This window comes from Flavobacterium sp. TSSA_36 (genome assembly GCF_051547165.1).
Taxonomy (GTDB): domain Bacteria; phylum Bacteroidota; class Bacteroidia; order Flavobacteriales; family Flavobacteriaceae; genus Flavobacterium.
Genome location: NZ_JBPTTP010000003.1, coordinates 161,500 through 180,970, shown reverse-complemented (window position 1 = coordinate 180,970; position 19,471 = coordinate 161,500). Strand labels below are relative to the sequence as shown.

Annotated in this window: 15 protein-coding genes; 6 read left to right on the top strand and 9 right to left on the bottom strand. The window is 36.7% G+C overall.

Annotated elements, in window-relative coordinates; translation table 11 throughout:
* Nucleotides 1–297 precede the first annotated feature (297 nt).
* The gene (gene rlmD, locus ACSVH7_RS07395) at nucleotides 298–1,710 is read right to left on the bottom strand and encodes a 23S rRNA (uracil(1939)-C(5))-methyltransferase RlmD (protein WP_438066075.1); all 1,413 of its coding nucleotides are present in this window, start codon (nucleotides 1,708–1,710) and stop codon (nucleotides 298–300) included.
* Nucleotides 1,711–2,605: 895 nt separating this feature from the next.
* Here rlmD and ACSVH7_RS07390 point away from each other — a divergent pair.
* The 3 genes from ACSVH7_RS07390 to ACSVH7_RS07380 all read left to right on the top strand — a co-directional run bounded on the left by ACSVH7_RS07390 (nucleotide 2,606) and on the right by ACSVH7_RS07380 (nucleotide 6,380).
* On the top strand, nucleotides 2,606–5,203 hold the full coding sequence (locus tag ACSVH7_RS07390) for a DUF6923 family protein (protein ID WP_438066074.1): 2,598 nt from the start codon (nucleotides 2,606–2,608) through the stop codon (nucleotides 5,201–5,203).
* A gap of 262 nt (nucleotides 5,204–5,465) precedes the next feature.
* The gene (locus ACSVH7_RS07385; RefSeq protein ID WP_438066073.1) at nucleotides 5,466–5,915 is read left to right on the top strand and encodes an SRPBCC family protein; all 450 of its coding nucleotides are present in this window, start codon (nucleotides 5,466–5,468) and stop codon (nucleotides 5,913–5,915) included.
* A gap of 30 nt (nucleotides 5,916–5,945) precedes the next feature.
* Nucleotides 5,946–6,380, top strand: coding sequence for a VOC family protein (locus ACSVH7_RS07380; protein WP_438066072.1), 435 nt, complete (start codon nucleotides 5,946–5,948; stop codon nucleotides 6,378–6,380).
* Between the two features lie 366 nt (nucleotides 6,381–6,746).
* On the opposite strand, the gene glgA is transcribed toward ACSVH7_RS07380, so the two are convergent.
* The 3 genes from glgA to ACSVH7_RS07365 form a co-directional block, all read right to left on the bottom strand.
* Complete coding sequence (gene glgA / locus ACSVH7_RS07375; protein WP_438066071.1) at nucleotides 6,747–7,973, bottom strand: glycogen synthase; 1,227 nt, start codon at nucleotides 7,971–7,973, stop codon at nucleotides 6,747–6,749.
* Between the two features lie 760 nt (nucleotides 7,974–8,733).
* Nucleotides 8,734–10,146, bottom strand: a complete 1,413-nt coding sequence (locus tag ACSVH7_RS07370) for an adenosine deaminase (protein ID WP_438066070.1) — start codon at nucleotides 10,144–10,146, stop codon at nucleotides 8,734–8,736.
* Between the two features lie 68 nt (nucleotides 10,147–10,214).
* A complete protein-coding gene (locus ACSVH7_RS07365; protein WP_438066407.1) occupies nucleotides 10,215–10,988 on the bottom strand; it encodes a TSUP family transporter in 774 nt (257 codons plus the stop codon).
* Between the two features lie 140 nt (nucleotides 10,989–11,128).
* Between ACSVH7_RS07365 and yaaA the strand changes: the two genes are divergently transcribed.
* Nucleotides 11,129–11,887, top strand: coding sequence for a peroxide stress protein YaaA (yaaA, locus tag ACSVH7_RS07360; RefSeq protein WP_438066069.1), 759 nt, complete (start codon nucleotides 11,129–11,131; stop codon nucleotides 11,885–11,887).
* 1,111 nt (nucleotides 11,888–12,998) lie between these two features.
* Here yaaA and ACSVH7_RS07355 read toward each other — a convergent pair.
* Nucleotides 12,999–13,136, bottom strand: coding sequence for a hypothetical protein (locus ACSVH7_RS07355; protein ID WP_438066068.1), 138 nt, complete (start codon nucleotides 13,134–13,136; stop codon nucleotides 12,999–13,001).
* Between the two features lie 416 nt (nucleotides 13,137–13,552).
* Here ACSVH7_RS07355 and ACSVH7_RS07350 point away from each other — a divergent pair, with 416 nt between their 5' ends.
* On the top strand, nucleotides 13,553–14,032 hold the full coding sequence (locus ACSVH7_RS07350) for a hypothetical protein (RefSeq protein ID WP_438066067.1): 480 nt from the start codon (nucleotides 13,553–13,555) through the stop codon (nucleotides 14,030–14,032).
* Nucleotides 14,033–14,114: 82 nt separating this feature from the next.
* On the top strand, nucleotides 14,115–14,573 hold the full coding sequence (locus tag ACSVH7_RS07345) for a DUF4440 domain-containing protein (RefSeq protein ID WP_438066066.1): 459 nt from the start codon (nucleotides 14,115–14,117) through the stop codon (nucleotides 14,571–14,573).
* A gap of 68 nt (nucleotides 14,574–14,641) precedes the next feature.
* Here ACSVH7_RS07345 and ACSVH7_RS07340 read toward each other — a convergent pair whose 3' ends face one another.
* The 4 genes from ACSVH7_RS07340 to ACSVH7_RS07325 form a co-directional block, all read right to left on the bottom strand.
* Entirely contained in the window at nucleotides 14,642–16,225 is a 1,584-nt protein-coding gene (locus tag ACSVH7_RS07340; RefSeq protein ID WP_438066065.1) for a DHA2 family efflux MFS transporter permease subunit, read from the bottom strand.
* Nucleotides 16,226–16,434: 209 nt separating this feature from the next.
* Nucleotides 16,435–17,514, bottom strand: a complete 1,080-nt coding sequence (locus tag ACSVH7_RS07335) for an HlyD family secretion protein (protein ID WP_438066064.1) — start codon at nucleotides 17,512–17,514, stop codon at nucleotides 16,435–16,437.
* A gap of 11 nt (nucleotides 17,515–17,525) precedes the next feature.
* Complete coding sequence (locus ACSVH7_RS07330) at nucleotides 17,526–18,851, bottom strand: TolC family protein (protein WP_438066063.1); 1,326 nt, start codon at nucleotides 18,849–18,851, stop codon at nucleotides 17,526–17,528.
* The gene (locus ACSVH7_RS07325; RefSeq protein ID WP_438066062.1) at nucleotides 18,841–19,467 is read right to left on the bottom strand and encodes a TetR/AcrR family transcriptional regulator; all 627 of its coding nucleotides are present in this window, start codon (nucleotides 19,465–19,467) and stop codon (nucleotides 18,841–18,843) included. Before ACSVH7_RS07325 ends, ACSVH7_RS07330 begins: the two co-directional genes overlap by 11 nt.
* Nucleotides 19,468–19,471: the final 4 nt, after the last annotated feature.

Below are 19,471 nucleotides of genomic sequence, written 5' to 3'. Positions count from 1 at the left end.
ACGGATAAATCATTCTATGGTTTAAAAATCCAACCGCAAAGTACACAAGTTATTTTACTTTTTGAATCTGTGAAAATCTGTGTAATCTGTGTCAACATTTAACTGCAAAGCCCACAAAGAAAAACTCTTAAATGCCCTTCAATACCTTATATGGTTAAAAAATCCAACCGCAAAGACCGCAAAGATTTACGCAAAGCCCACAAAGAAAAACTCTTATATGCCCTTCAATACCTTCTATGGTTTCAAACCTCACAAACCATTAAAAAAAAACTTCAATGACTTATATGTTTACAAAATTTAACGACGTTCCAACAACACCACATTCTCCACGTGATGCGTTTGCGGAAACATATCGACAGGTCGAACGCGCGTCACTTTGTACTTCTCATCCATCAAAGCCAAATCACGAGCTTGTGTAGCCGAATTACAACTCACATACACCACTTTTTGAGGCTCAATTTTCAAGATTTGATCAATAACCGCCGCGTGCATTCCGTCTCTTGGTGGATCCGTTATGATTACGTCGGGTTTGCCGTGTTGCGCGATAAAAGCTTCGTTGAACACCACTTTCATATCTCCTACAAAGAACTCACAATTCGTGATATTATTTCGTTCGGCGTTGGCTTTGGCGTCTTTAATTGCTTCGGGCACGCTTTCAACACCAATCACTTTTTTGGCTTTTTTCGATACAAACTGAGCGATGGTTCCCGTTCCTGTGTACAAATCATACACCGTTTCGTTACCAGTCAATCCAGCGAAATCTCTTGTGATTTTGTATAGTTCGTACGCTTGATCCGAGTTGGTTTGGTAAAACGATTTGGCGTTGATACTAAATTTCAAACCTTCCATTTCTTCCAAAATGTAATCGCGTCCTTTGTACAATTTGATGTTCGTATCATATAACGTATCGTTTGCTTTGTTGTTGATAACGTACTGTAAAGACGTAATCTGCGGAAATTTGGCATACAAATGATCCAACAACAACTCTCTATTGGCTTGATCGTCTTCAAAAAACTGAATCAACACCATAATTTCGCCAGTCGATGCGGTGCGCAACATAAGCGTACGCAACAAGCCTTCGTGCGCTCTTGGGTTAAAGAACGTCAAACCATTTGCATTGGCAAATTCACGCACTTCGTTGCGAATCGCGTTCGAAGGGTCTTCTTGCAAATGACATTTATTGATGTCTAGGATTTTGTCCCACATTTTCGGAATATGAAAACCCAAGGCATTTTTATTGTCCAATTCCTCGCTGCTTCCTATTTCGTCTTCGGTGAGCCAACGGCTGTTCGAAAACGAAAACTCCATTTTGTTGCGGTAGAAAAACTGTTTTTCAGAACCCAAAATCGGTTCGAAATCCGGTATTTCAATTTTACCAATTCGTTGCAGGTGGTTTTTAACCTCGTTGTGTTTAAAAAACAATTGCTGGCTGTACTTCATATTTTGCCATTTGCAACCGCCACACACCCCAAAATGCTCACAAATTGGTTCAACGCGGTGTTCCGAGAACTCGTGAAACTTCACCGCTTTGCCTTCATAATAGGCTTTTCTTTTCTTGAACGTTTGCACATCTACTACGTCGCCGGGCACGACATTCGAGATGAACACTACTTTACCGTCGGGCGCTTTTGCCACCGACACGCCTTTTGCTCCAGCATCAAGGACTTTTATCTGATGAAAGACAACTTTGTCTGTATTTTTCTTTGCCATGGCGCAAAAATAAGGCATTGAAACGTTTTACAAATTCAATTTTAGAATTTTTTTTGAAAACACTTATATTATTATTGTATTTGATTGTTATAGGTCAACGGCATTAAGAATATTGAAAAAAATTAGGATCGTTTTAATGCCTCTTTAAACTACTGCTTTGCTGTTTTTTCACAGATACAGTTGTCGGTTAAAAATCCGTAGTTTTTTATGCAAAATGAAACAGTCTTGGTTTTTATAAAATGCCATTGGCAAAGTGACTATTAAATATTTTCTTTTTGGTTTTGCCAATATCTTCTTTATTTCATTATGAAACAAAGGTTTATATTTTTAACCCATAATATGTAGTAGACCTAATAGGAAAGGGATTTATTCAATAAAAGCATAAGCTCAAGGTCTATGTTTGATGAAGGAAACAACCTTCAATGAATACCTATAAAAAATTTAAATCAGTAGGCTGCTACTTTTATGATTTGAATTTAAAAATGGAAGAAACAATCGAAACTTATCTAGAACAGCACTATATATAAACATTAGTGAAAAGTGTTCTTAGTTTTGTAGAAGAAATCCATTCACTGAATTCTGCTAAAAAATATTTAAATGGTGATCTAATTTTAGGTATAACATATTTCTATTGCGGAATCTGGTAGTAAGGTAGATTTCTTAATTTATAATTTGTTTTTTATCTCGTCTTTATTGTGTATAAAGTGCTACAAAACAGTATATTATGTGTTTTTTTTATGATTTGTTTATTGTTTTTCAACGAGGTTTAGTTAACTTTATGTGCGTTCTGAAAAAAAATATATAAATCAAAGTTTTTTCAAAAATCCAAAAAAATGTAAGTTCAAACAACATGTCACCATTTCTGACTTATAATTTAACCTAAAAAATGAATGTTATGAAAAGAAAATTATTTTGCCCAAAGACCTTAGTGTTTGTAGTAGTAATGAATTTTTGTTTCAACTTTGTTACATCACAAAGTCTCCCTTTTAACTGCGATTTTAATGCTTATCTATTTCAGTACAATGACGTGTATGCGATAGATTTGGCGTCGGGTACTTCTGTGTTATTGAAGGAAAATGTCACACCGGGTAGTATTAATGCTGTAGGATACAATCCTACAGATGGTTACATTTGGGGATATCTGAGCTCCCCCTCAAAATCGATTGTTCGTGTTGGGAAAGATTTTACAGCCACAATTTTTAATATAGAGCAGTTACCATCCAGTGGCAGTTATGTAGGCGATATAAGTCCCGAGGGAATCTATTATTGTAAAGGCAATGGATCTTCTTATTCTAAAATAGACCTAAATCCATTATCTCCCAGTTACTTACAATATCTTGGCTTGAACACACTTGCTTATGATATTGTTATTCACGATTGGGCTTTCAACAGTGTTGATGGAAAATTGTATGCTGTATCGCAAGGAGGTAATATTTTGTACAGAATCGATCCCCAAAATGGAGGGATTACTAACCTTGGTTTGGTTCCAATATTAACGGGTAATAATTATACGTACGGTGCTGTGTATTTTGACAAAGCGGGAAATTTTTATATCTCTACCAACCAAACAGGAACGGTCTATATTGTTAAGAATGTGTCTGGATTAACAGGTTCAAATGCAATGATTTCTAACCTTTTTGCTTACGGACCTTCTGCGAGTTCAAACGACGGTGCGCGTTGTCCCACAGCTCCTGTTCTTATTGAAGAATGTGATAATGGTATTGATGACGATGCCGACGGTTTAATAGATTGTGAAGATCCATCTTGTTCCGGATATTCGGGTTGTCCAGTAATTGTTCAAAATGTTTCTACCGGAAATCAAGGTGGCCTAGAAAGTAATAATCGACTTTCAGAATTGATCAGTAAACGTAATTACGATAGAACAAAAACCGCCTACAAATTCGACGTAAACAAAGCCAAAAAAGTACGTCAACAAGATAAATTTTCAAAAAACTCTGGTGAATCAATTTTAAAACAATACATTCCACTTAATAAAATTAATGAAGACGAAGTTGTCAATTCAACGCCTACTGATTTATCAGCAATCACTAATGCATCAGAGGTGTATTCAGTAGATTATAGAAAGAATAATCATACAATCGCCTCTATTTTGGCCTTGAAAACAGACAACAAAGTGTACGAACACACAAAGTATATTTGCGATCGTTTACTTGGAGGACAAATCATCTCGGTTTCGACTATTCATATCAACGACGAGCCGTTTATCAAAACAATAATTAAAAACGCGGATAATTCCACCGAATATGTGCTTAGTTTTTCTGCCAAGAAAATTAATAACGATGCAAATTTTGGCATTGAAAGCCATTGGAATATAGATAAATACACGCAAAATGTTGGATATTTCAATTTTCAAATTTGGACCAATTCAGTAGATGATCTTTATAGTCTAGGGCTAGAGATTATTAATTTACTAAATCAACAGAAATCTATTTTAGAATATAAAACTTCTACACCGCCAACAGTTTTTGTAAGAAAAGGAGCTTATGTAAATGGGCAGCTTCAACTGCAAATTATAAATACCAATGCTACAGGATCAGTAATTTTTGATGCAGGAATTAGAAAAACTGAAACATCCGTAGAAGAAAAATTAAACAATTCTTTGATTTTAGATAAAAAGTTTTTGTCTAACATAACCATTGAAACAGGCAATTTGTTTGATATAGGGTTTAGAATTGGAGATGGTATTGCTACGCCTGACGATTTGTTTTTATCTGACGGATCTTGGGGAGTAGATGCTCCTAAAAATAATTCATCTGTAACGCAATATACTGTAACTCAAAATTCAGAAAAATTTGCTGATAATACATATAAAATTGAACGTAATGTACTATTGAAAGCCATAACGTCTGATTACGTTTCTGCTTACAAAGCGCTTACTCCACGATTTGCTCCTGTTGATTTGTCTGCATACAAAAGTTTGCATTTGAAAGCGAAAGGAAACGGAATACTTGAAATAATTTTGATTAAAAACAGTATTTCAGACTGGGAAAAACAATATAAAAAATCTATTGTGATGAGCGATGAGTTGAAAGATTTTGCAATTCCACTTTCTGAATTTACTTCGAGTATTGGTTTACCTTTAGTTTTAAATGATTTAAAAACGATAACTTTTAAGATGACTAGTTCCGATGGACAAAGTTCGGTTAAGGAAATGGATCTTCAGATGATTCAGTTCTCTAAAGACTTGACGCTTTCAGCTACCGCATTTAAAGATATTGAAAATGATATTTCTCTAATTCCTAATCCAATGGGTCAAAATTCAATTTTAAAATTCACTTCAGTGCTAGCAGGAAAAGCGAAGCTTGAGATATTGAATTCCTCTGGTACATTAGTTAAAGAAATGGAGTTAGAGGTGGTAAGCGGAGTTAACCAAATTAGTATATCACGTGATAATTTAGCTTCGGGGGTATATTTTTGTAAAATATCTGGTACATCAATTAACATTGAGGCTCAAAAGTTGATTGTAAAATAGCTTTGTCTTAATTATTGTGATGAGAGCATAAAATCGGTTTCAAATTTCATTCGACAAACGATATCATAATAATTTTTCCAAAATAAAATTCTAGCATACAAAATTTGACCATTTCATAGTGTTAATACTGTGGAATGGTCTTTTTTTTAACCTTGGATGTTTAATCTTATGTTTTTTACTTTTTTTAGAATTATAAAAGGTAGCATAACTATTCTTGTTTTTTGAATAGATTCCCTTATTTTTGAGTATAAAATTATAAAATATGACAACAAACACTGTTCAGCTACATCGCGTTTTGGCGGCACCAGTAGCAAAAGTATTTAGAGCATTTGTCGAGGCAGATGCCATGGCTTCTTGGTTACCTCCTTATGGTTTTGTTTGTAAAGTAAACCATTTGGAAGCCAAAGTTGGCGGAACCTATCGAATGTCGTTTACCAATTTTACAACAGGCAGTAGTCATTCGTTTGGAGGTGAATATCTAGAAATACTACCCAACGAAAAATTGAAATATACCGATGTTTTTGATGATCCCAATTTGCCAGGTCAAATGATTACTACGATTCAGTTTGAAACGGTTTCGTGCGGGACTCAACTTTGGATTACGCAAGAAGGGATTCCAGAGGTCATTCCAACAGAAATGTGTTACTTAGGTTGGCAAGAATCGCTAGAGAAACTAAAACGTTTGGTAGAGCCTAATATTCCTGATGCATAATTCAAATACTCACATTTTAAACTTGTAATTATGGCTAAAATAAATCCATATATTCATTTCAATGGCAATGCCGAAGCTGCCTTTTTATTTTATCAATCGGTTTTTGGTGGTGAGTTCACCGTGTTGTCACGTTTCAAAGACATCGCTTCTGAAGAAAATCCTATAGCAGATCATGAAACGCATAAAATTATGCATATCGCATTACCAATTGGTGATTCGAATTTACTTATGGGAAGTGATGTTCCCGAGGTGTTGGGACAAGTAAATGAAAACGAAAACAGAAGTAAAATTATGATTAGTGCTGCCAGCAAAGAAGAAGCGTATCATATTTTCAACGGACTTTCAGCAGGAGGAACGGTTGAAGTACCAATGGATGAAAGCCCTTGGGGAACGCTATTTGGTATGTTTCGTGACCAATTCGGAATTGAATGGATGATAGATTTTAATCCTGAACAAGTTGTTTAAAATTTAGGGTCGTGTTTTTTGGTGCCGGATAGCAGACAATGTCATTAAGTTAAGAGATTTTAGATTGAAGATTAACGATTCTTGATTTTAGATTTGGAGCAAGTGAGTAAAAATTATATGATTTTCAGCATCTTATACATCAGTAATCAAAAATCGTTAATCAAAAATCAGCAATCATTTTATCATTTAATCCTTAACTTAAGACATTGGGATAGCAGCCAATGTCATTAAGTTAAGGTTTTTTTGTGTCATTCTGAGGAACGAAGAATTTCATAATGTGAACAATCTGTTTGATTCCTCCTCTGTTGGAATGACAAAATAATAAGTCTTTTTCCTTAACTTAACGACATTGGCATCACGCCCAAATTAGGCTTTTTCTTTTTCGAAACGGTCGATGACTTCTTGGTAATAGGCCAAGGTGGTTTTGGCGATAGAGGCCCAACTGAATTGTTGGAGTACGCGTTGACGACCGGCTTTTCCCATTTGGTTGGCCAAAGCTTCGTTGTCTAGCAAGAGATTGACTTTGGTTGCAAAATCTTGTTGGAAGGCTTGGGGATTGGCGGGGTTAAAATCGGTTCGGGAAACGGGGGCGAGGGGTACCAAAAATCCGGTTTGTCCTTCGACGATGATTTCGGGTATGCCGCCTACGGCGCTTCCTACTACGGGTGTTTCGCAGGACATCGCCTCGAGATTGATGATGCCAAAGGGTTCGTATAGCGAGGGGCAGGCGAACACGCGGGCGTGGCTGTAGAGCACTTTTACTTTTTCTCTTGGGAGCATTTCGGAGATGAGGATGACGCCTTCGCGGGTGGCTTTTAGCTCGGCGATGAGTAGTTCGGTTTCGGCGGCGATTTCGGGGGTGTCGGGGGCGCCTGCACACAATACGATTTGGCAATTGGCATTGAAATGTTGTGCCGCAGCGATGAGTTGCGAAATGCCTTTTTGACGTGTGATGCGTCCCACAAACAGCACAAACGGAATGTTAGCGTTTATGCCTAATTCGGTCAACAGCGCATCATCAAAAGTGGGTTGGTAAAAATCGGGGTCGATGCCATTGTGAATCACCGTAACTTTTTCGGGCGCTACGCCATAGGCTTCGATGACATCGGTTTTCATTTGTTCGCTTACGGCAATCACACCATCGGCAGAGGCGTAGGCGTGTTGCTCTAACCAACGCGATAGGAAATAACCGTTGCCGAGTTGCTCGACCTTCCAAGGGCGGTGGGTTTCGAGACTGTGAGTGGTCAAAATAAGCGGTACTTGTAGCAGTTCGCGCGTAAAAACGCCTGCTAAATGGGTGTACCAAGTGTGGCAGTGCACAATGTCGGCCTCGGGTGTGGCTTGCGCCATCTCGACATTTTTACTCAGGTTATGAAACATTTTGATGTGCTCATTGCTAGGGTCTTCCATCTTGGTCAAGCTGGAGGTGATGCCTTGCACGTGCATATTTTGGGTGGTTTCGGATTGTGCCCCAAAACAGCGGACTTCTACTTGGGCGAGTTTGGCCAATTCTTGGCTTAAAAAATCAATATGTACGCCCGCACCACCATAAATGTGCGGAGGAAATTCATTACTGTAAAGGGCTATTTTCATACGAAGATTTTATTTGTTTTTTAAAGGAATATGTAATTCGCATATCTCTTTAACTTCATTAACGACTAATTAACGGTTATGCTCATTTCATACGAAGATTTTTAGAGAAGTAAAAAAGCTTTGTTTTTTGTTTTTATAAAACTATAAAATTTAAGCGAGAAAGTAGCCGTGAATTCGATGATAATTTGAAAGGGAATCGTCTTAATTTGTAGTATTTATGAATTTTTATGGTAATTGTTTTTTTTATGACAATTTGATAGCTGAGTACAGGCTAAAACTATAGTACTTAAATCAGCCCTATAATTTGATTGGAAGAATTTTGATAAAAAAAAATTAACCACATAGAGCCATAGATTAATAGCAAACAAGTAAAGAATATATAGAAATACTACTATTTTACACATAGAATGTCTATGTGAATAGTAAAACGTCTATTTTTTTCTATTTAGAATCTACAAATTCTATGCTTCTATATGTGGTAAAAAATAATTTCATCCAACGGGTACTCAAGTAAATCAACATAGAATAAATAGAAATTGCACTATTTTTCACATATTTCATCTATGTGAATAGTAAAACGTCTATTTCTTTCTATTTAAAAGCTACAAATTCTATGCTTCTATGTGGTAAAAAATAATTTTGCTTAGCATTTTTTGGGAATAAAAAAAGCCGCTTCTTTTCAGAAACGGCTTGATTTATGAAGCCTTACATTACCGATGTTATTCAGGGATTGCTCTTTTTTGAGGAGAGAAAATCAATTTTACTTAAATTGCGCTTCGAATTTTTTGAATCGGCGATCCAAATCGTCTAGTAGTTGATCTTTTACTTTAGACTCTTCGATAAAACTAAAACGGATGCTGTTGTACACATATTCCTTGATGTCTTTGTAGCTTACTTGTGGGTATCTTTTGGCCAAAAGCACATATTGTTCGGTGAGGTTGGTACGCAAAATACCAGCATCGTCCGTACTAATGACGATAGGAACACCGAATTCTTTATACAAACTAAACGGATGGCGGTTCTCTTTCACTTTCAGGATAAACTCGTTACTAGTCAAATTGATTTCGATAGCGATTTTGTTTTTCGCCATATAGCGCAATAAATCGTAGTTGTTTTTTTCGTAAGCCAAATCTACGCCGTGTCCAATTCTGTTCGCGCCCGCAGTGTAGACAGCGGAGTTGATGTGCCAAGTTAGTTCTTCGGGTTGCACCAATCCAAGGGTCAATTCGCCCGCGTGCATACTGTATTTTACCTTTGGAAATTTGGTATGGCAGTATTTATAGAGCAACATATGCAATTCATAATCTTTCATTGCTGTAGCGCCATCCTCTGGCGAAACGATATTCACGCCATCGATTAATGGACTGCTATCAGCAGAAATAAATGCAATTACTAAATTTTTAAACAAATCTAGCGGTTCCATAAAGCGCAACACAAAATTTTGATAGCGCATGGTGAATTGAGCATCATCAATCTTTAGGTCGTTATGCATTTTGGCAACAAAGTTTGTATTGAAATTTGTAGCATATTTTGTGGCTTCTCTTTTGTTGAAAGTGGCAAACAATTGATCCAATGCTTTGAATACAGCTTTTTCGTCTTTTTTCGCGACCAAGCTACGGAGTTCTTCGTTATAAGAAGTCAAATCCTCGGTATTCATATCACACGGAATCGTTGATAATTGCGTTTCGATATAACTTACTTGTTCTTTAATGGCGCGATTTTTCAGCTCCAAGAGTCCTTGTTCAAAAGTGCCTTTTATAGTAGCTTCAAATTTTCCGAAAGATTCAAAAAACTGTTTGTCAGAAGGGTGACTTATGCCGTTGAAGTCTTTGATCGACCATTTTTCGATGATTTTTTGTTGGTACAAGGGTAATGCTCCATTTTTCTGAATCATTTCAAAAGATTCCCAAATTCCATCGGTGCCTCGTTGGGGTTGTACTTCTAATGTCTCTAAATTGAGGTAAAAATTGTTTTTAATGGCGTAAGCTATCAGTGGTTCAGCATAAACAGAGCCAGAATAGTGGTGGTGCAAATCGCCTCCTTTGGGCATTTGAGAAAAGAAAGCCGTAAGTTGGGCTTCGTTATTTCGGATGGTTTCAAAATAAGACTCGTGAGATTGAGCCGTTCCAAATGCAGTACTTAAAAGAAGTAAAAAGAGCGAAAATTTATTCATACTTTTTAGATTTAGTCGATTTGGGGTGCAAAAATAGGTAAAAAACAATAGTTTTTTCTTGCTTTCAACTATAAAATACCAAAAATTAAAAAAACAGCAAAAAGCATTAACAAAAATGCTATTAGCATTTGGATCGTTTTTAAAGTTACTTTTCCTAGTAATCGATTGCCCCAAAAAGCGCCAATAAAAGCGGATAAAGTGGCGCACATGATTAACGTATAATCAATTTTTATTGCTTCTGAAGCGATGTGTTGTGTATAAACAGACATTCTTAAGACGTCAATAACACAGGCAATAACTATTCCTGTACTTATAAATGCTTCTTTTGTCAACCCTGCGCGGAGTAAGAAAGCTGATCGCAAAGCGCCTTGTAATCCTGACAAACCGCCAAAAAAGCCACTCAAAGCGCCACCTAATGGCATGAATTTTTTGTCAAAAGTAATTTCTGACCAAGAGGGTATAACTTCGAACAAAGAAAAAAATAATAAAATCAAACCGATTCCTAGTTTAATAGGGACTATGTAAAATGTTTTCCCACCAAGAACATAACTACCAAGGGGAGAAAGATCGGTAATAAGTGAAAGAGTATAAGCGCCAAGCATCGCAAATACAATGGCAGGGATCCCAAAATAAATTAAAATTTGCTTATTTGCATTTTTACCTAGCAAAATAAGCTTGAAAATATTGTTTAAAAAATGGACAATAGCTGTTAGAAATATCGCAATTTCAATGGGAAAGAAAAAACCGAAAATTGGAATCAATAAGGTTCCTAGACCAAAACCAGAAAACAAGGTCAAACCGGAACCTAAAAGGGCTACAATGCAAATAAGGATGTATTCCATATCTAAATTTAATCGAGCCTCAAATGTACAAATTTTAGCATACCGATAATCATTAGTGATGCCACTATTAAACAAAACAATTTGTGCGTTCGGAAATCTAAAATTCAAATTGTATTTTTGAAAACAAAGAAAAGTCATCTATGAAAATTGTTATATCGCCAGCCAAGTCCTTAAATTTCGAGAAAGAATTACCCGTTGCCACCTTTACGCAACCTGCTTTTTTAAAGCAATCCAAAATCGTGCACGCCGAATTACAACTCAAAACACCCAAAGAATTAGCTAGCCTGATGTCGATTTCGGATAAATTGGCCGACTTGAATTGGCAACGCAACAAAGATTGGAAAACCCCATTCAAACCCAGCAACGCCCGTCCTGCGGTGTACGCTTTCGACGGCGATGTCTACACTGGTTTAGATGCTTACACGCTCTCCGAAGACCAATTACCCTTGTTGCAAGACCGCTTGCGCATCCTTTCGGGTTTGTATGGATTGCTCAAACCTTTAGATTTAATGCAGCCGTATCGCTTAGAAATGGGAACCAAAATGCCCGTAGGCGAGAGCCAAAATTTATACCAATTCTGGAAAACTACCTTAACCCAAGCGTTAAACAAGGAGCTCAAAAAAGGCGAACTGTTTGTCAATTTGGCGAGCAACGAATATTTCTCTGCCGTAGATGCCAAGGCGCTCAAAGTGCCCGTAATCACACCCGAGTTCAAAGACTACAAAGACGGAAAACTAAAAATGATTAGTTTTTTTGCCAAAAAAGCCCGCGGAATGATGGTGCGTTACATCCTCGACACCCAAGCCGAAACCCTCGACGATCTAAAAGGCTTCAACTATGACGGCTATGCCTTTGATGCCAACTTATCCAAAGGCAACCAACTCGTTTTTACCCGATAAAAACATCGCTAAACACAGTTGTAAATAAATAGCTCGTAATTTTATCCCATCAACGGATTGAAATCCGTTGCTAGAAAATCAATCCGTTCCGATGGAACTACAACTGCAGTAAAAAAGAGTCGTAGACTCGACTGATAGTGTCGGGCTGGATTTCAATCCAGTTCTACACAGATGTAAATAAATAGCTCATAATCTTATCCCGTCAACGGATTGAAATCCGTTGCTACAAAATCAATCCGTTCCGATGGAATTTCAATTGCTGAAAAAAAGAGTCGTAGACTCGACTGATAGTGTAGGGCTGTATTTCAATCCAGCTCTACACAGATGTAAATAAATAACTCATATTCTTATCCCATCAACGGATTGAAATCCGTTGCTAAAAAATCAATCCGTTCCGATGGAACTCCAACTGCTGTAAAAAAGAGTCGTAGACTCGACTGATAGTTAGGGCTGGATTTCAATCCAGTTCTACACAGATGTAAATAAATAGCTCATAATCTTATCCCGTCAACGGATTGAAATCCGTTGCTACAAAATCAATCCGTTCCGATGGAATTTCAATTGCTGAAAAAAAGAGTCGTAGACTCGACTGATTGTGTAGGGCTGGATTTCAATCCAGCATTACACAGATATAAATAAATAGCTCGTAATTTTATCCCATCAACGGATTGAAATCCGTTGCTACAAAATCAATCCATTCCAATGGAATTCCAACTGCTGTAAAAAAGAGTCGTAGACTCGACTAATAGTGTAGGGCTGGATCTCAATCCAGCATTACACAGATGTAAATAAATAGCTCATAATCTTATCCCATCAACGGATTGAAATCCGTTGCTACAAAATCAATTCATTCCGATGGAATTCCAACTGCTGTAAAAAAGAGTCGTAGACTCGACTGATAGTGTAGGGCTGGATTTCAATCCAGCATTACACGGTTGTAAATAAATAGCTCGTAATTTTATCCCATCAACGGATTGAAATCCGTTGCTACAAAATCAATCCATTCCGATGGAATTTCAATTACTGAAAAAAAGAGTCGTAGACTCGACTGATAGTGTAGGGCTGGATTTCAATCCAGCATTACACAGATGTAAATAAATAGCTCGTAATTTTATCCCATCAACGGATTGAAATCCGTTGCTTCAAAATCAATCCATTCCGATGGAATTCCAACTGCTGAAAAAAAGAGTCGTAGACTCGACTGATTGTGTAGGGCTGGATTTAAATCCAGCATTACAATGCGTTTCATAATCAGTTTTAAAATGATTCGGGCGTGACCCCATCCACCCAAAGGGGCGAATAGCAAACGTGTTATGCGCCCCTTTGTCTGGCTGCGGTCGGGCTATCCATACTACTTCGGTAGTTTATTCCTATCCCTCACGCGGGCAATCACAGGAGTTTAAGATATCAAATTCGTAAAGAATATTTTAGTAAATTTTTATTTTTTTAGTAAGGAAAAGAATATATTTGGTAGAAGAATAAAGTCTGAATTTGGTTAGGCCTATATGCTAGTTGGCGGTCAGTTAAACAAAAACACGAAAAATATTATTATGAATTATGTAGATTTGAACCAAACGGAAGTTTTTTTCATAGACTGACGTCAGACATCAGACATCAGTTTGGCGCAACGCAAAAAGGTCTTGACGAAATGACAATTAATTTAAAATGAAACTTATTACTATGAGCTATGAAGTCCCCTTATTTATTTTGATTCTTGCCATTCCAGTTTACTTTTTATCTATATGGTTTTTGAAAAAGTTCAAACTTGGGAATGAAAAAAATAGAAAATTTTTAGCCATTATCCCGGCGATAATATTAAGTGCGATACTTTTTGGAGGTATAATACTACTATGGATTTTTTCTGTTTCATATTATCCCAAAACTGATTTTAATAAACAAGAATGGGCATCAAATAAACAGGAACGATACAAGATGTCAAATGATATTATGGAAAGCAACTTATTGATTGGGAAAACAAAGGACGAGGTTATTTCTCTTATGGGTAATGATTTTTATAAATATGACGACAATCACATTGCATATGGCTTAGGATTTGTACCAGGATTATTTAAAATCGACCCTGATGTTTTGGATATCTATTTTAAGAATGGCAAGGTTTATAAAGTAGGACAACATGAATCATAATAAATAAAAACTGGCTATAACAGCAGTTCCTAATGTATATAAACCCAGTAAAAATAAACGCAATACTCTAATCTCAACAATAATGAAAAAACGCAACACTCTACTTTTGATGCTATTTTTTACTACGATAGCCTTCGCTCAAGGTGTAATGGAAACCCACAAAAAACAGTTTCAAAATTTAGTACAAGAATCGTTTGACGAAATTTGGTCAAAATTAGAAGCTAAAAACATTGAAAAATACTATGCCAAAGATTTCTTGCTTTTGGAACACGGAGAAGTTTGGAATAACGATACCATCGCAACCTATTTGAATAAAGCCAAACTCAAATTGCCCATTCCAAAACGTGTAAACAAAATTGAAATTATTGCTATCAAAGTCACCAATAAAACAGCTTGGGTGGCTTATCACAACTATGCAATCATTTCTATTGATGATAAAGTCATTAGAAAAGCGCATTGGCTAGAAAGCGCCACAGCCATTTTAACCGACAAAGGTTGGAAGTTTGATATGTTGCACTCCACAAGAGTAAAAAGTGAATAAAAAAGTGATAAAGCTATAGGGTTACAAAACAAAAAAGCCGATTTCTGTACTAGAAATCGGCTTTTTCGTTAATGCATCGCATCGGCGGGATTGATTTTGTTTTTTCCTTTTTTGACTAAAAGTATAAAGGGGATACATAGTAAAAACAAATAGCCTAAATAGAGGAAAATATCCGTAAAAGTTAGGACTGCGGCTTGTTGGGTAACCATCATTTCTAAGGTTTTATAAGCTTTGGATAAGGCTTCGTTGATGGTATATCCTTTAGACACAAATCCCATTTGTAATTGATGTATTCTTTGTTGTACTTCAAAGGAAGTTCTATCCAAATAACCAATCATGTTCACCCGATGTTCCTGATTAATACGAGCGATATAAGTCGTGATGATGGCGATTCCAAAAGAACCACCCAATTGACGCATCATACCAGTAAACGCGGCTCCTTCGCCAATTTGTTTTCCAGACAAAGTTGACAAAGATAGGGTAGTGATAGGTACGAATAAAAGACCTAAACCTACTCCTCTTAAAATAAGAGGCCAAAACAAATGTTCTGCACCAGAATCAGGTGTGATGACCAAATGCATCCAATAAGTGAACACAAAAAAGATAAAAAAACCAGCCGCTACTAAATAAGCCTGTGGGACACCTTTTTGAATCATTTTACCAATAAAGGGCATCATCACTCCTGTTGTAATTGAACTTGGAATTAATAATAGTCCCGCATCAGTAGCACTCCATCCTAAAACCGATTGGGTATAAATAGGAATGATAAAAGTAGAACCGTACAACCCAAATCCAAGAATAAAACACATCACAGTTCCAATTCTTAAGTTAGCGTCTTTGAGTACTCTCAAATTGACAATAGGGTGTTCGTAAGTGAGTTCGCGCCAAATGAAAAAAAGTAATCCAAAAAAGGACACCACACTCAAGGTCACGATTATGGAATTATTGAACCAATCGTCTTGTTGCCCGTGTTCTAATACAAATTGCAAAGAGCCAATAAAGGCCGTGAGAAAAATAATTCCCCACCAATCAACTTGATTCGCTTTTAATTTGACGCCATATTTTGGACTTTTAATAAACGATAGGGTCAATAAAGTGGCTATGATACCAATAGGAATATTGATATAAAAAATAAAAGGCCATGAAAATCGGTCCACGATATAGCCTCCTAAAGGGGGACCTAAGGTAGGGCCTACAATTACTCCCATTCCATAAATTGCTTGTGCCATACCTCGCTTGGCTAAGGGATAGCTTTCGGTAACTATTGTTTGAGCAGTAACCAAAAGGGCGCCACCACCTAATCCTTGAATGAAACGAAAAGCTACCAATTCCCATATGTTTGTAGCATTACCACATAAAAAAGAGGAAAGGGTAAATATCATGATCGAAACTGCAAAATAGTTTCTTCGGCCAAATTGTTGGGCTAACCAACTTGTCATTGGAATGATAATGACATTGGCAATGGCATAAGCGGTAATTACCCAAGCTACATCGGTCAATGTGGCTCCCAAGCTACCCCTCATATTGTTGAGGGCTACATTGACAATAGTAGTATCCACTACTTCAAGCATAGCACAAAGGACGCAGGTAATCGTAATTATTACTCGCCTAAAGCCATATTCAATTAAATCGTCTGCTTCTGTTTGCACCATTTTTTTAGTTCTTAGTTTTTTTAGTAATTAGTGAATAGTGAATAGTCTCAATACTTAATACTCAATACTTAGCTTAGTCCTTATTCTCTGCAAGGTTGACTAGTAAAAATTAATTTTTATCTGAACCTTAATCCAAGGGATTAGTCTTCGAATAGCCAAGAGCAAGAAGCTAACGACTAAGGACTAATTACTCAGCACTAATCACTAAATTATTTCAAATGAACGTCCACCTCAACATTCATTCCTGGACGTAATAATTTGATTTTGGTAGCGTCATTGTTTTTGTTTAAACTAATCTTTACTGGCAAACGTTGAATGGTTTTTACAAAATTTCCAGTAGCATTATCTGGAGGTAACAATGAAAATCTTGAACCGGTTGCTGGAGAAAAAGAAGTTACAACTCCCATAAATTCATAATCAGGATATGCGTCTACCTTCAGAGTCACTTTTTGACCAATAATCATTTTGTTCAATTGTGTTTCTTTAAAATTTGCCACAACCCATGCTTGATCGTTGTTGATGATATAAAATAACGATTGGCCTGCTTGGACTAATTGCCCCGGTTGGATGTCAATTTTGGATACCTGACCATCAATAGCTGCGGTCACTACAGTATAAGTTAAGTTCAGTTGTGCAGCATCTAAAACCGCTTGAGCTCTTTTGATGTTGGCGGCAGCGACTTCAGTTTGTTTGTCAGAAACTTTGGATTTGGCTTCAATGACAGATTTTTGAAAAGTACTAGCGCGTTGTTGTTGTTGTAACACTCTCAATTGACTTTCAGCTTCTTGTTTCGTCGCCAACGCTTGTTCGTATTGTTGTTTGGTAATCGTATGGTTTTTATATAAATTTTCATAACGAGCAAAATCACTAGTAGCTCTTCCGAGTCTAATTTTTGCCGATTCAATGTTACCACCAGCCGAAAGTACATTCGCTTCAGAAACTGAAATACTCGCTAGAGCACTTCCAATATCCGCTTTGGCTACTTCAAAACCACCTTCAGCACCAATCAATGCGGCTTTGGCTTCTTCAATTTTTACTAGGAAATCCTTTTTATCAATAGTGAATAAAGTATCTCCTTTTTTAACAAAATCATTGTCTTCTACATATACTTTACTGATGTAACCCGCCACACGTGGAATGATGGGGGCCATGTTTTTTTCAATTTGCGCATCATCGGTTTCTTCGTGGGATTGTGCATGGTTGTATTTGTAAATACCATAAATACTGCCAAGTACTAGCAATGAAACGGTAATAATGAGGAATTTTATATTTGTTTTTTTCTGTTCCATGGTAAGGTTACTTATAATTTTGATGGATTGAAGGTTTGGCTTAGTTGTCCGGTAACGGAGCGTAATTCGTAATATTTTTGAATGATATTGGCTTTGCTCAAGGCTTTGTTAATTTTGGCCGTAAGTTGATCCACGTCAGCCTCTAATAAATCGTTGGTGTTGGAAAGGCCATTATCGTATTTGTCTTTTACAATCCGATAATTCTCAGAAGCTTGGTCTATCGCTTCGGCATACACGACATCTTGCTTTATGGCCAATTGATAATCTTCAATCGCTTTTTGTACTTGAACTTTGATGTAGTCCGTTAAAAGCGCTTCGGTGTTGTGTACTTCAGAAGCTTTGCTTTCGGCCACTTTGACCAAGGCATCATTTTTAAGAAGACTAGTAAAATCGTACGAAATTCCTACACCAATATTCATGGCATTTTGCACCGTAATTATGTTGTGTAAATCTAGTGCCGTGTAGCCTCCCAAAATAGCAATAGTGGGGAAGTAGGCGCTACGGGCTATTTTAATATAGGATTCGCTGGCCTTCCCTTGTAAACGAAGGGCTTCTAAATCTTTTCTGTTTTGTAAAGCTGGTTGTTCGTCGATGGGGATATTGGTCATTTGAAAATTAACAAAATCCTTTTCGATGATCTCAATTTGAGTTGCAGGAGCAAGTTGTAAGAGATTCACCAAATAAAAGTTAACGATGTTCCAATTATTACTCGCCTCGTCAATGGCCAATTGTATTTTAGAAACTTGTAATTGTGCTTTCAACAAATCATTGCGAGGAATAATACCGTTTTTCTCTAAATCGATAAAATCGACTACGCGTTGTTTGGCGCGTTTTTGATTTTCTTTTAAGATTTCGATTGTTTTTTGGGCTTTATACAAACTGGCGTAATAGTTGACCACTTTTAAAGCAATCTCTTCTTTTGATTGGAACGCTTGAGCTGTTTCGGCTTGGTACAAGTTGTCGTGTAAATCAATATTGTTTTGAATTCTAAAACCTGCAAAGACAGGTACGCTAGCCGTAAGTTGCCCCAACATTAAGCGATCCACTGGACCAGTAGGTAGGCCACCATTGGCCGTATTGGCCACCAAATCAATATTGGCATTGGTAAGCCGTTGGTATTGACCAGAAAGTTTTACATCAGGATATTGATTGTTCTTGCTGGCTTGAAGTTCATATTTTTTGGTAGCTACTTTTGAAGTAGCAAGGGATATTTCGTTACTCTTGGTCCATGCTAATTGTACAGCATCTTCTAGCTTAAGATGTGTTTTTTCTTGAGCGGTCACCGTCGAAGTTCCCCAACACATAATCCCAAGGACAAATAATGGGCTAATTTTCATATATTAAAAGGGCTTTAATGGTTTGTTGTATGTGCTTGGTCAAACTGGTCTTGATGTACTGGTTGTACAAGTTTTCTGTGGTTAGGTTCAATAAGTCTTTGAAATAGGTTTTATTCATATGAAAATGAAAAAAAGTACCCAAAATGGTTGGCGTGATTAAAGGAATCATCACATCTTTTCGGAAAATTCCTTTTTGTTGTCCTTCATGAATGATGGTTTCTAAGTACTTCAAATTGCCTTTTCGGAATTCATTGAAAGCCAATAGGTTTTGTTCTCTTTTTTTTGAATTGAATTCAAAATGTAGAATCCTATAAATTCCTTTGTTGTTGTTGATTCGATTAATGTAAATTTCAATCAACTTATTCACCTTTTCAATAGGATCTAAATCTTCTAGCAGTAAATTTTCTAGTTGACTTTTGAGGTCTGTTGTTTTGAAAACAATTAACGACTGTAGTAAGCGCTCTTTTGATCCAAAGTAATAGGAGATCATAGCAATATTAATTTTTGCTATTTTAGAGATATCTCGAATTGAAGTACCATCAAAACCTTTCTCAGCAAATAAGGTTTCGGCTACTTCGAGTATTTGGATTTGCTTTTCGGTAAAGTCCGTTTTCACTCAG

What these genes read in the sequence shown, in the direction of transcription:
- ACSVH7_RS07350 (WP_438066067.1), top strand. Translation starts at nt 13,553, where the DNA reads ATGAAACTTATTACTATGAGCTATGAAGTCCCCTTATTTATTTTGATT.
- ACSVH7_RS07330 (WP_438066063.1), bottom strand. Translation starts at nt 18,851, where the DNA reads ATGAAAATTAGCCCATTATTTGTCCTTGGGATTATGTGTTGGGGAACT.
- ACSVH7_RS07365 (WP_438066407.1), bottom strand. Translation starts at nt 10,988, where the DNA reads ATGGAATACATCCTTATTTGCATTGTAGCCCTTTTAGGTTCCGGTTTG.
- ACSVH7_RS07390 (WP_438066074.1), top strand. Translation starts at nt 2,606, where the DNA reads ATGAAAAGAAAATTATTTTGCCCAAAGACCTTAGTGTTTGTAGTAGTA.
- ACSVH7_RS07370 (WP_438066070.1), bottom strand. Translation starts at nt 10,146, where the DNA reads ATGAATAAATTTTCGCTCTTTTTACTTCTTTTAAGTACTGCATTTGGA.
- rlmD (WP_438066075.1), bottom strand. Translation starts at nt 1,710, where the DNA reads ATGGCAAAGAAAAATACAGACAAAGTTGTCTTTCATCAGATAAAAGTC.
- ACSVH7_RS07380 (WP_438066072.1), top strand. Translation starts at nt 5,946, where the DNA reads ATGGCTAAAATAAATCCATATATTCATTTCAATGGCAATGCCGAAGCT.
- ACSVH7_RS07355 (WP_438066068.1), bottom strand. Translation starts at nt 13,136, where the DNA reads ATGAAACGCATTGTAATGCTGGATTTAAATCCAGCCCTACACAATCAG.
- ACSVH7_RS07385 (WP_438066073.1), top strand. Translation starts at nt 5,466, where the DNA reads ATGACAACAAACACTGTTCAGCTACATCGCGTTTTGGCGGCACCAGTA.
- ACSVH7_RS07345 (WP_438066066.1), top strand. Translation starts at nt 14,115, where the DNA reads ATGAAAAAACGCAACACTCTACTTTTGATGCTATTTTTTACTACGATA.
- ACSVH7_RS07340 (WP_438066065.1), bottom strand. Translation starts at nt 16,225, where the DNA reads ATGGTGCAAACAGAAGCAGACGATTTAATTGAATATGGCTTTAGGCGA.
- ACSVH7_RS07335 (WP_438066064.1), bottom strand. Translation starts at nt 17,514, where the DNA reads ATGGAACAGAAAAAAACAAATATAAAATTCCTCATTATTACCGTTTCA.
- glgA (WP_438066071.1), bottom strand. Translation starts at nt 7,973, where the DNA reads ATGAAAATAGCCCTTTACAGTAATGAATTTCCTCCGCACATTTATGGT.
- yaaA (WP_438066069.1), top strand. Translation starts at nt 11,129, where the DNA reads ATGAAAATTGTTATATCGCCAGCCAAGTCCTTAAATTTCGAGAAAGAA.